The 12364-nt window shown below is 35.2% G+C and carries 14 protein-coding genes; 4 read left to right on the top strand and 10 right to left on the bottom strand.

What is annotated here, in order from left to right; genetic code table 11:
- Positions 1-96 precede the first annotated feature (96 nt).
- From G9Q29_RS01295 to G9Q29_RS01305, 3 genes are read right to left on the bottom strand one after another with little or no spacing between them, the layout of a single operon-like run.
- Entirely contained in the window at positions 97-516 is a 420-nt protein-coding gene (locus tag G9Q29_RS01295) for a SufE family protein (RefSeq protein ID WP_166132699.1), read from the bottom strand.
- Between the two features lie 12 nt (positions 517-528).
- A complete protein-coding gene (locus G9Q29_RS01300) occupies positions 529-963 on the bottom strand; it encodes a hypothetical protein (RefSeq protein WP_166132700.1) in 435 nt (144 codons plus the stop codon).
- 17 nt (positions 964-980) lie between these two features.
- Positions 981-2195: an aminotransferase class V-fold PLP-dependent enzyme gene (locus G9Q29_RS01305; protein WP_166132701.1), complete on the bottom strand. Its 1215-nt coding sequence runs from the start codon at positions 2193-2195 to the stop codon at positions 981-983.
- A gap of 181 nt (positions 2196-2376) precedes the next feature.
- On the opposite strand from G9Q29_RS01305, the gene G9Q29_RS01310 reads away from it, so the two are divergent.
- Positions 2377-3723, top strand: coding sequence for a serine hydrolase domain-containing protein (locus tag G9Q29_RS01310; protein WP_166132702.1), 1347 nt, complete (start codon positions 2377-2379; stop codon positions 3721-3723).
- Positions 3724-3792: 69 nt separating this feature from the next.
- On the opposite strand, the gene sufD is transcribed toward G9Q29_RS01310, so the two are convergent.
- The 7 genes from sufD to G9Q29_RS01345 all read right to left on the bottom strand — a co-directional run bounded on the left by sufD (position 3793) and on the right by G9Q29_RS01345 (position 9103).
- The gene (gene sufD / locus G9Q29_RS01315; RefSeq protein WP_166132703.1) at positions 3793-5109 is read right to left on the bottom strand and encodes a Fe-S cluster assembly protein SufD; all 1317 of its coding nucleotides are present in this window, start codon (positions 5107-5109) and stop codon (positions 3793-3795) included.
- Positions 5110-5153: 44 nt separating this feature from the next.
- Positions 5154-5543 (bottom strand): four helix bundle protein, encoded by a 390-nt coding sequence (locus tag G9Q29_RS01320; protein ID WP_166132704.1) that lies wholly within the window; start codon positions 5541-5543, stop codon positions 5154-5156.
- Positions 5544-5629: 86 nt separating this feature from the next.
- Complete coding sequence (gene sufC / locus G9Q29_RS01325) at positions 5630-6376, bottom strand: Fe-S cluster assembly ATPase SufC (protein ID WP_166132705.1); 747 nt, start codon at positions 6374-6376, stop codon at positions 5630-5632.
- 41 nt (positions 6377-6417) lie between these two features.
- Positions 6418-6807, bottom strand: a complete 390-nt coding sequence (locus tag G9Q29_RS01330; protein WP_166132706.1) for a four helix bundle protein — start codon at positions 6805-6807, stop codon at positions 6418-6420.
- A 70-nt stretch (positions 6808-6877) separates the two neighbouring features.
- Positions 6878-8326, bottom strand: coding sequence for a Fe-S cluster assembly protein SufB (gene sufB, locus G9Q29_RS01335; RefSeq protein WP_166132707.1), 1449 nt, complete (start codon positions 8324-8326; stop codon positions 6878-6880).
- 43 nt (positions 8327-8369) lie between these two features.
- Entirely contained in the window at positions 8370-8738 is a 369-nt protein-coding gene (locus G9Q29_RS01340; protein ID WP_166132708.1) for a four helix bundle protein, read from the bottom strand.
- A 35-nt stretch (positions 8739-8773) separates the two neighbouring features.
- Entirely contained in the window at positions 8774-9103 is a 330-nt protein-coding gene (locus tag G9Q29_RS01345; RefSeq protein ID WP_166132709.1) for a HesB/IscA family protein, read from the bottom strand.
- Between the two features lie 175 nt (positions 9104-9278).
- On the opposite strand from G9Q29_RS01345, the gene G9Q29_RS01350 reads away from it, so the two are divergent.
- From G9Q29_RS01350 to G9Q29_RS01360, 3 genes are all read left to right on the top strand, one after another.
- The gene (locus G9Q29_RS01350; protein WP_166132710.1) at positions 9279-10238 is read left to right on the top strand and encodes a YjgN family protein; all 960 of its coding nucleotides are present in this window, start codon (positions 9279-9281) and stop codon (positions 10236-10238) included.
- A gap of 3 nt (positions 10239-10241) precedes the next feature.
- On the top strand, positions 10242-11312 hold the full coding sequence (locus tag G9Q29_RS01355; RefSeq protein WP_166132711.1) for a M48 family metallopeptidase: 1071 nt from the start codon (positions 10242-10244) through the stop codon (positions 11310-11312).
- A 131-nt stretch (positions 11313-11443) separates the two neighbouring features.
- Positions 11444-12304, top strand: coding sequence for an MBL fold metallo-hydrolase (locus G9Q29_RS01360; protein WP_166132712.1), 861 nt, complete (start codon positions 11444-11446; stop codon positions 12302-12304).
- Positions 12305-12364 lie beyond the last annotated feature (60 nt).

Raw genomic sequence — 12364 nt, forward strand, 5'->3', positions numbered from 1 at the left:
AGTAGTATCTAAGTAATATCAGGTTATTTAAGTTTTATTATAAATTTTCAATTTTAACTTATTTGCCCTTATATGTCTTAAATGGTTTAATGAGATTTAGTTCTTTGCATCAAAAGCCAAAGCATACATTTTGATGTTTTTTATCATTGAAACTAAACCGTTTGCACGAGTTGGTGACAAGTGTTCTTTCAGGCCAATTTCATCAATAAAATCCATATCGGCAGAAAGTATATCGGCGGCTTTTTGATTGCTAAAAGCGCGAATCAAAATGGCAATAATTCCTTTGGTTAAAATAGCATCACTATCGGCAGTGAACACAATTTTATCATCGGCTTGCTCGCCTTGTAACCATACTTTTGATTGACAACCTTTGATGATGTTATCTTCTGTTTTAAATTCTTCTTTGATAAGTGGTAGCTTTTTCCCCAATTCAATGATGTATTCGTAACGATCCATCCAGTCATCAAACATTGAGAATTCTTCTACTATTTCTTCTTGTATATCTTTTATAGTCATGTTTGTTCGTAATTAATTTTTCTCGGCTAAAGCATTGATTCTGTTTACTAATTTTTCAATTTCTTTTGGAGGAGTACCATGGTCAAATGATGTGCTTTGATAGGTTTTATCTTGATGTATTATTTTCAGATTTGCAATAGCAGCTCCGTCGTGAAATCGTTTTTCAGAAGGTGCTTTTAATGTTTCCACTTTGTCAAGTTCAATAGTTTGAAACTCCGTTATAAGTTCTTTCCAATCCGCATCAGAAATAGGAGTTGTGGTTGGTTTTTCAGTCTCATTTCTGTCTTTACTTACACTCAATTCTTGGTTGACAACGGTAATTTTCTGATAAAAACCCCTAGTATTAGCCGTATACTCGATCACTGTATTTTCTAGATCAGATTGTTTCTTGTTGCTGCAAGTAGATCCAAGAATCACGGTGGCCACTAAAGCTAGTACTGTTTTCATAAGGTTTTGTTTTATTGTTAAGCAAGCATATTTTGAGCTCTTTTTACAGCGGCAACTAGGCTGTCAATTTCTTCTTTAGTGTTGTAAAACGCAAACGAAGCTCTGATGGTGCCAGGAATCTCAAAGAAATTCATGATCGGTTGTGCGCAATGATGTCCTGTGCGCACCGCTATTCCTAATTTGTCAATTATGGTGCCAATATCGTATGGGTGAATTCCTTCTATATTAAATGAAATCACAGACGTTTTTTCTTTGGCAGTACCGTAAATTTTCAAACCTTCAATGGTTAATAATTGCTGGGTTCCATACTCCAGTAATTCTTTTTCTTGCTGCTGAATGTTGTCAAAACCTACTTCGTTCATATAATCAACAGCGGTTCCTAATGCAATTCCTCCAGCAATATTGGGAGTTCCTGCTTCAAACTTATGAGGTAGCTCTGCATAGGTTGTTTTCTCGAATGATACTTCTTTGATCATTTCGCCACCACCTTGATAAGGCGGTAATTTATTCAACCATTCTTCTTTACCATATAAAATACCGGTTCCTGTTGGTCCGCACAATTTATGTCCTGAAAAAACATAGAAATCACAATCTAGTTCTTGTACATCAGGTTTTAAATGCGGAACAGCTTGTGCACCATCTATCAAAACTGCAGCGCCTACTTCGTGTGCTTTGTCAATCATGTATTTAACAGGATTGATGGTTCCTAGCGCATTCGAAATATGATTCACTGTCACCAACTTAGTTTTATCCGACAACAATTTGTCGTATTCGGCCATAATCAACTCGCCATCCGTATTCATAGGAATCACACGTAAAATTGCTCCTGTACGTTCGCACAACATTTGCCAAGGCACAATATTGCTGTGGTGTTCCAATGCCGAAACTAAAATTTCATCACCCGGTTTTAAAATCGAAGTAAATCCATTGGTTACTGCATTAATTCCATGTGTTGTCCCAGAGGTAAAAAGTACTTCGTGAGCAAATTTTGCATTGATGTGATTTTGAATTTTCTTTCGGGATTCTTCGTAAGCATCTGTTGCTAATTGACTCAAGGTATGCACGCCACGATGAATGTTAGCGTTGATTTCTTGGTAATATTTCGCTATCGCATCAATCACCACTTGCGGTTTTTGAGTGGTAGCTCCGTTATCGAAATAGACTAATGGTTTTCCGTTTACTTTTTGAGTAAGTATCGGAAAATCGGCTCTTATTTTTTGAATGTCTAGCATAGTTATCGTAGAAAAAATCTAGATACAAAAGTACTGAAATTAAACCGTTTTGAAATTAAGAAACCCAAGTTTTTCATACTTTCTTGTTATGCTTTGATAGCCAAATTATTTGCCAAACAGTCGTTTTTTAAACCAACGTAATTCAAATGTTTTTAATAAATTGCAGTCAAAAGAATGGTTTATGAAAAAAATATTTAAAATTGTCGCGGTTGTTCTTCTAATCGGAATTGTGTATGTGGGTTTTACAACCTATCCAAAACTCGATTTAATTTCTGGTTTTTCAGCCAAAAGTATTGCTTCGGGCCATTTTCTAGATGGTAGATCACAAGCTATGATTGAAGCTGGTGATAATGATATTGATTTGATCGATTTAGCAACAAATCAAATTGATGAGGCTGGAAAGTTTGCTACTGCTTCAGTTTATGGATTAAAGGAACGAAAAGCCATTTATCGTGAAGGTTTGGGAGTTACTTTAATTAACGATGATTTTGATGTTTCAAAACCGTATTTGGTTCCCAAAAGAACAAAATTGAACAATAATTTACCTTTTCCATACGGAAATAACGAACCTAAAGATACCATTTTTGCGAATGTTGATTATACTAAATTGAATGCGGCTGTAGCCAATGCTTTTGATGTGAAAGGAGAATTGAAAAAAAGGACGCGTTCCCTATTAGTAATTTATAAAGACAAAATCATTGCCGAAAAATACGATACGGGATTTTCTAAAAACAGTAGAATTTTAGGCTGGTCGATGACCAAAAGTATCACGAGCGCCGTGTTTGGCGTTTTAGAAAAACAGAGAAAATTTGACATTGATGCTCCAGCTCCTATTGCAGAATGGGCAAATGACGAACGTAAAAAAATTACAACAAGTGACTTGCTCCACATGAATTCTGGTTTACAATGGGTAGAAGATTATGCTTCTATTTGTGATGCTACCAAAATGCTTTTTCAAGCCGAAGATATGACCCGATCGCAACTCGAGAAACCAGCGGAGCGTAAGCCCAACACGCGATGGAATTACTCCTCTGGAACAACGAATTTACTGTCGGGGATTTTGCGTAAGCAGTTCAAAACACATCAAGAGTACTTAGATTTTTGGTACACAGATTTAATAGATAAAATAGGAATGAATTCGATGGTTATCGAAACTGATATGGCTGGGAATTATGTGGGCTCGTCCTACGGTTGGGCAACTACTCGCGATTGGGCTAAGTTTGGCTTACTCTATTTGCACAAAGGCAACTGGAACGGGGAGCAAATTTTTAATGAAGGTTGGGCAAAATACACCGCAACACCTACCAATACTTCTGGAGGTAGATACGGTGGTCAATTTTGGCTTAACGCTGGTGGATATTTCCCTGATGTTCCAAGAGATATGTATTATTGCAGTGGTTTCCAAGGTCAAATGGTAGCCATTATCCCTTCAATGGATATTGTGATTGTTAGGATGGGTTTAAAAGAGAATTCGGAATTTGATTTTAATGGAATGCTACGCGACATTCTCGGATCATTAAAAAAATAATTGAAATAGAAAGGGCGCAAAGTTGTGAAACTCTGCGCCCTTTGTGTATAGCGAACCTTGTGGTTAAAACTACAAATCAAATCCCATTTTTACGCCAAGTTTGTTGGCAATGATTTTGGTGATGCGTTGTTTTAATTCTGGTATTTTAATGCTTTCGATTACTGCATTAGAGAATGCGTACATCAATAAAGCTTTGGCTTCTTTAACAGGAATTCCGCGTTGTTGCATATAGAACAATGCTGTTTCGTCTAATTGCCCGATGGTGCAGCCATGAGAACATTTCACATCATCAGCAAAAATTTCTAGTTGCGGTTTGGCATTGATGGTAGCCTTATCACTCAATAAAATATTATTGCTTTTTTGAAAAGCATTTGTTTTTTGAGCCTCTTTTTCTACAAAGATTTTTCCGTTAAATACACCGGTAGATTTATCGGTAAAAATTCCTTTATAATCTTGATGACTTTCACAATTTGGCGTAGCGTGGTGTACCAAGGTGTAGTGGTCTACGTGCTGCTTATCGCCAATGATGGTAATACCGTTCAAGTAGCTTACGATATGCTCCCCGAAATGGTAAAAATTAAGATTATTACGAGTCATATTTCCTCCAAAACTGAAGGTATTTACAGCAACACTACTTTCTTCTTGCTGTGATACATACGTATTATCAACTAAATTAGCAGCTTCGTTATCGTTTTGAATTTTATAAACATCTACAAAGGCTCTTTTTTGTGCAAAAATCTCAGTAACCGAATTGGTTAATACTGCATTTTCGTTTAAGCTTTGGTGACGCTCTATGATTTGCACTTGCGCGTTCTCGCCCACAACAATCAAGTTACGCGGTTGTACTAGCATTGCCGCTTCATTACCAGTCGATAAATACATGATTTCAATCGGTTTGTCTGCCACTTTTCCTTTCGGAATGTTGATGTACGCTCCTTCATTGGCGAAAGCCGTGTTTAATGAAGTCAAAGTTTCTTCTTTGTTGACAACTTGATTAAAATACGCGTCAATAACGGTTTTGTATTTTGGTTTTGTCAAGGCAGAAGAAAGTAAACAAACATCAATTCCTTCGTGAGTGGTAGCTGATAAATGCGAACTAAAAACGCCATCAATAAATACCACTTTGTAGGTATCAATTTCATGTAAAAAATATTTTTTTACATCAGAATATTGTACTGTATTTTCCTGTTTTGGAAAAACGGTAAAGTCATTTTTAAGAATTGCGTTAAGCGATGTATATTTCCAAGCTTCCTCTTTTTTAGTTGGGAAACCTTTGGTTTCAAAGTTTTTTAGGGCAGCGGTACGCAAGTCGTGCAGTTCAGTGTGAACATCAACGCGCTCCTCAAAAGCCATAAAAGACGATATTAATTTTTCTTTTAAATCCATTTTTATTTTGTTTCAGGTTTAAAGTTTAAAGTTTCAGGTTTTGCCTATTGAAACTTATTTCCTTTAAAGTCTTTCTTATTTAAATAGGTAATAAAATTTTTAATTTTACCACTTAGGTTTTCATAATCTTTTTTTAGCAGTTCAAATTTGGATTCATTGATATAGCCAAAATCGTAAATTCTATAGAGTTGCGATCTTGTTTCACCAGAAGAACCTTTTGCAATGGATAGAAATTGTCTAAATTCAAGATTTCCATCTCTTTCAAACCCTTCAGCTATATTATCCATTACTGAACCTGAAGAAGATTTAATTTGCTCTTTGAATCTAAAATCTGATTTCAAGTCGGTTTCAATAGTAATTAGATGTATTTCTTTTGCTAAGCGTCTTGCTTCCTGCCAGATTTCTAAATCTTCAAATCGATTTATGGTAGCCATAGGTTTTGTTTATTCATTTCAAGTTTTTACTTGTTTCAGATTTTTTTTAACTTGAAACTAAGAAAACTTTAAACTTGAAACAATTTTTAATTCTCAGCTTTAATCCAGTCGTACCCTTTTTCTTCTAGCTCGTGCGCTAATTCTTTACCGCCAGATTTTACAATTTTTCCATTGTACAAAACGTGAACAAAATCAGGAACGATATAATCAAGTAATCTTTGGTAGTGTGTGATCACTACGATAGCATTTTTATCGCTTTTAAGTTTGTTAACACCATTAGCAACAATTCTCAAAGCATCAATATCTAGTCCAGAATCGGTTTCGTCAAGGATAGCTAATTTTGGTTCTAGCATAGCCATTTGAAAAATTTCGTTACGCTTTTTCTCTCCACCCGAAAAACCTTCGTTTAAAGAACGTGACAAAAATTTACGGTCAATTTCTAGTAATTCTGATTTTTCACGAATCACTTTTAGCATTTCGTTGGCAGGCATTTCTTCCTGACCGTTTGCTTTACGTGTTTCGTTGATAGCTGTTCTCATGAAGTTAGTTACCGAAACTCCAGGAATTTCAACAGGATATTGAAACGAAAGGAAAACACCTTTGTGCGCTCTTTCCTCTGGAGCCAATTCTGAAATGTCTTCGTTATCCAAAAAGATTTCTCCTTCGGTCACTTCATAATTTTCGTTTCCTGCAATAACTGCCGAAAGGGTACTTTTTCCAGCACCGTTTGGTCCCATAATCGCGTGAATTTCTCCTGCTTTTACTTCAAGGTTAATCCCTTTTAATATTTCTTTGTCACCTATTGAGGCGTGTAAATTTTTTATGCTTAACATGTTTTTTTTTGTTTAAGGTTTAAAGTTTAAAGTTCTCGTGTTTACTGAAACTTGGTGCCTTTAAAATCTTTCTTGTTTAAATATGATATAAAATTGTTTATTTTTCCACTTAAATTTTCGAAGTCAGTTTTTAAAATTTCAAACTTTTCTTCAGTGATGTAATTATAATCAAAAACTCGGTATAATTGAGATCGTGTTTCTCCAGCGGATCCTTTTGCGATGGACAAAAATTGTCTAAATTCTAAATTTCCGTTTCTTTCAAAACCTTCAGCAATGTTATCCATTATCGAGCCTGAAGATGCTTTTATTTGATCCTTGAATCTGAAATCATTTTTTAAATCTGATTCTACAGCAATGAGATGAATTTCTTTGGCTAGTCGTCGAGCCTCTTTCCAAATTTCTAAATCCTCAAACCTAGTTATTGTTGCCATTTATTTTTGTTTAAGGTTTAAAGTTAGTCATAAGTTGCTCAACTTTAAACCTTAAACTTTAAACTTTTTTTTATCCTACCGAACCTTCAAGAGAAATTTCCAATAATTTTTGCGCTTCTACTGCAAATTCCATTGGCAACTTATTCAATACATCTTTACTGAAACCGTTTACAATTAATGCAATTGCTTTTTCAGTTGGAATACCGCGTTGGTTGCAATAAAAAACTTGATCTTCGCCAATTTTACTTGTCGTTGCTTCGTGTTCAATTTTAGCCGTTGGATTTTTACTTTCGATGTACGGAAATGTATGCGCTCCGCATTTGTTCCCCATTAATAAAGAGTCGCATTGTGAAAAATTACGAGCATTTTCAGCATTAGGAGAAATACGCACTAAGCCACGGTAACTGTTTTGTGATTTACCAGCAGAAATCCCTTTGGAAATAATGGTCGATTTGGTGTTTTTACCAAGGTGAACCATTTTAGTTCCCGTATCGGCTTGTTGGAAATTATTTGTTACCGCAATCGAATAAAACTCACCAACTGAATTATCTCCTTTTAAAACCACTGATGGGTATTTCCAAGTTACTGCTGAGCCAGTTTCCACTTGTGTCCAAGAAATTTTTGCGTTTTTCTCGCAAATTCCTCTTTTAGTCACAAAGTTATACACACCACCTTTTCCTTCTTTGTTTCCAGGATACCAGTTTTGTACGGTTGAATATTTGATTTCGGCATCGTCAAGAGCAATTAACTCTACAACTGCAGCGTGTAATTGGTTTTCATCACGACTTGGAGCTGTACAACCTTCAAGGTATGAAACGTAGCTTCCTTCATCAGCAATAAGTAAGGTTCTTTCAAATTGTCCGGTACCAGCTTGATTAATTCGGAAATAAGTAGAAAGTTCCATTGGGCAACGTACTCCTTTTGGGATATAACAGAAAGATCCGTCAGAGAAAACAGCCGAGTTTAACGCAGCGTAAAAATTGTCTTTTTGCGGCACTACAGTTCCTAGATATTTGCGAACTAATTCTGGATGTTCTTTGATGGCTTCAGAAATACTCATGAAAATAATTCCTTTTTCGCCTAAAGTTTTCTTGAATGTTGTAGCTACCGATACCGAGTCAACTACGATATCCATGGCCACATTATTCATCATTTTTTGCTCATCTACAGAGATGCCTAACTTTTTGTACATTTCTAAAAGTTCCGGATCTACATCATCTAAAGTTTTATTAGGATCAACTGCTTTTGGTGCAGAGTAGTATGATATTGCTTGGAAATCTGGTTTTTCATAACGGACGTTAGCCCATTCTGGTTCTGTCATTTGCTCCCAAGCACGAAAAGCCTCAAGGCGCCAATCGGTCATCCATTGTGGTTCTTCTTTTTTAAGTGAAATGGCACGAACAATATCTTCATTTAAACCAATAGGAAAGGTCTCAGCTTCCAGCTCGGTGTAAAATCCGTATTCGTATTCTTTATTTTCGAGTTCGATTTTTAAATCGTCTTCTGTGTATTTACTCATTGTGATTTAAAGATTTAAAGATTTAAAGATTCAAAATTGAACATTAACCTTTATTATTTGTGTCTAAATATTTAATAAAATTAGAAAGGTTTTGAGAAATTTCAATTGTTAAATTATAACCTATTTGAATCTCCTCTTGATTGCAAAAACCTAACTCTCTTGCTAATATCAACATATTTCTAACCTCCGCACAACTGCCTTTGGAGATTTTTAAATATCTTGTAAATTGTCTATTACTATTGTATTCTGAACCTTCGGCAATATTATTTGTAATTGAAACTACAGCTCTTTTTATTTGGTCTTTAAAACCAAATTCCTTTTCTAAAGATTTATTATTTAATAATTGAAAAACTAATTTGGTCAAGACAACACCTTTTTTATGAACATCAAATTCTTCAAATGATTTTGCCATGCTTTCATTAATCTTTTAATTTTTCAATCTTTAAATTAAAGTGAGAAACTCTCGCCACAACCGCAAGTTCTTGTTGCATTCGGATTGTTGAATACAAAACCTTTTCCGTTTAATCCACCAGAAAACTCTAAAATAGTTCCTGCTAGGTAAAGGAATGATTTTTTCTCAACCGCTATAGTTATGTCGTTGTCAATGAATATTTTATCATCGTCTCCTTTGTTTTTGTCAAATTTTAAATCATATGACAATCCAGAGCAGCCGCCGCTTTTTACACCTACTCGTACATAATCTGTAGCAGCATTAAAACCATCGTCTTGCATTAAGTCGATAATTTTCTTTTTGGCAGTGTCAGATACCTTTATCATGTTTATATTGATTTTGTCTAAATTAAACGCAAAGATAGTGTTTAAAATACTTTTTCCATAATTGATAACATTATTATAACTAATGCAAAAATAGAATTTAGTTATTTGCGCATTTTAATTTTATTATATTACTTTTAACGCTTTATAACTTACAAACAACCCAAAAAAACTATTTATGGAAGAAAATGTACCAAGCAAAATGCACTATCAACTCGATTTTAAAGGAAAAGGGGAAACTTTTTTCGGTATCGTCATTGTCAATTGGCTCTTAACTATCGTTACTTTAGGACTTTATTATCCGTGGGCTAAGGCCAAAACGCTACAATTTTTATTCGGTCAAACCACTTTAAATGATGATGCCTTTGCTTTTCATGGAACGGGTAAAGAGATGTTCAAAGGATTTTTAAAAGCTTTGTTAGTCTTCGTTATTTTGTTTGGAATAATGGGTACACTTACCTACTTAGGTCATCAAGGTATTGGTATTTTGGTTCTTTATCTAGGGATTTTTGCTATTATGCCATTGGCCATTCACGGATCGTACCGTTACAGAATGTCCCGCACGACATGGAGAGGAATTCGTTTTGGTTACCGAGGTGATCAAGCAGAATTAGTTAAACTTTTTTTTAAGTGGGTTTTCTTTACCATTATTACTTTGGGTATTTACAGTTCATGGTTTCAAATGAATTTACGCAGGTATGTTATCGGCAATATTCGTTTTGGTGATGCCGAGATGAATTACGATGGTGATGGTGGCGATTATTTATTGATGAATATCAAAGGATATTTTTTAACAATTTTTACTTTCGGAATTTACTCCTTCTGGTGGCAAAAAGAAATTTTTGAATACTACGTGAACAATTTGTCTTTGCATAAAGATGATAAACGTATCGAGTTTACATCGACGGCTAGTGGTGCTGATTTTATTGGCCTAATTGTAATTAATATGTTGCTAATTGTATTTACATTAGGATTGGGTTACTCTTGGGTAGTAACGCGCACCATGAAATTTATTTTTGACCACATTCAATTAGACGGTAATATTGATTTGAATACATTACACCAAACCGAAGAAAACTATAAAGATGCTACCGGCGAAGACGTTAGTGACTTTTTAGATATGGATTTTATCGTTTAAAATATGAACCAAGAAGCCGCAGGAATTTATTTTGATGGCAAGTCAGCCGCCCCGCAAGCAGTAACTATTGTTTTGAACACATTAAATGGTGTTCTTCAGTTTCAAACCGAAACAGCTACAGTAGAGCGCTGGTTGCTGGGTGAACTGAGTTTTGAAAACGTGGGTACAACTCTGCAATTGCAAAAACAGCAACCGGATGGCATAGCAATTTTAAAAATCACAGACTCTACATTTGCAGCCACTATTTTAAAATTTCGTAAAGAAAACAATCAAGTAGGTTGGTATGAAAAAATGCTGGCATCGGGCATGAAATTTCATCTTGTTTTGGCACTTGTGATTTTAGGGTTAATTGGCCTGACCTATGTTTACGCCATTCCGTGGGTGGGAGAGAAATCAGTAGCGCTAATTCCTGAGAGTTTTGATGATACCATGAGCGGAACGTTTATCAGCGATAATTTGCTGTTCTCAGATGTAGCTTCGGATAAATCTAAAGTCTTAAACGCTTTCGCAAAAGAGTTACAACTGAACAATAAAAAGAAATTGAAATTCATTTTTGTTGAAGAGGATATTGTAAACGCTTTTGCTTTGCCTGATGGTACCATTGTGGTTTATTCCGGCATTGTCAACAAGATGCAAAATTACGATGAGTTAGTTGCGCTTTTAGGTCACGAGGCAGCCCACGTCAATCACAGGCATTCCATGAAAATGTTATGCCGCAACTTGTCTGGTTATTTGTTTATCTCGGCAATTTTAGGTGATGCCAACGGAATCATGGCTACAATTGGTGATAACGTAAATAGTTTTCAATCATTGTCGTTTTCTCGTGAGTTTGAACAAGAAGCTGATCGCGAAGGTTTTGCTATTGTTGTCAAAAACAAAGTAGATCCTAACGGAATGTTGAATTTATTTAAAAGACTTCAAAACGAAGGTGATACTGTAATCCCAGAATTTTTGAGTTCGCACCCTGTTACAAAGCAGCGCATTGCAACCACTAGACAATTGGTTAAATCTACTCCGCACCAAGTTGAGGCAAATAGTAAGCTGCAACAGTTATTTCAACAATTAAAAAAATAATCTAAAATCAAATTGCATTTAAACCATTGCACATCAGTTGTGTATTGGTTTGGGTGCAATTTGTTTTTACACACTTTTAGTTCGGTATCAATAAATATGCTTAATTTTAGAGCATACAATTTTGATACATTATGAAACTATATCCAATAGAAACGGGTAATTTTAAATTAGATGGTGGTGCTATGTTTGGCGTAGTTCCTAAAACCATCTGGAACAAAACCAATCCTGCTGATGCCAATAACCTCATTGACATTGCGGCACGTTGTTTATTAATTGAAGAGGAAAATCGCTTGATTTTGATAGACACCGGAATGGGAAACAAACAATCTGAAAAATTCTTCGGATACTATTCTTTATGGGGTTCTCATTCTTTAGATAAATCTTTGGCAAAATACGGTTTTCACCGCGACGATATCACGGATGTGTTTATGACGCATTTGCATTTTGACCATTGTGGCGGAAGTGTACAATGGAATAAAGACAAAACGGGATACGAACCAGCCTTTAAAAACGCTAAGTTTTGGACCAACGAAAATCATTGGGAATGGGCTACAAAACCAAACCCGAGGGAGAAAGCTTCGTTCCTATCTGAAAATATTTTGCCTATGCAAGAAAGCGGTCAATTGCATTTTATAAAAAGACCCGAAGGTGATTTTCTTGAAAAATCTGAATTAGGTTTTGGAATATTCTTTGTAGATGGACATACCGAAAAACAGATGATTCCCCACATTCAATACAAAGGTAAAATCATCGTTTTTTGCGCTGATTTATTGGCTACAGCCGGGCATATTCCCATACCTTACGTTATGGGTTATGATACAAGGCCACTACTTACCATGCCAGAAAAAACTAAATTATTGCACACTGCAGTAGAACAAAACCACTATTTGTTTTTAGAGCATGACGCCCACAATGAAATAGTTACTGTAGTACAAACTGAAAAAGGAGTTCGACTACAACAAGTTTATAGTTGTGATGAAATCTTAACGTAGTGTTAATCCTTTTATTTGTGTAACAAAATCAATTATTTTAGACCAATATTTTATAAAATT

The organism is Flavobacterium turcicum (assembly GCF_011365745.1).
Lineage (GTDB): Bacteria > Bacteroidota > Bacteroidia > Flavobacteriales > Flavobacteriaceae > Flavobacterium > Flavobacterium turcicum.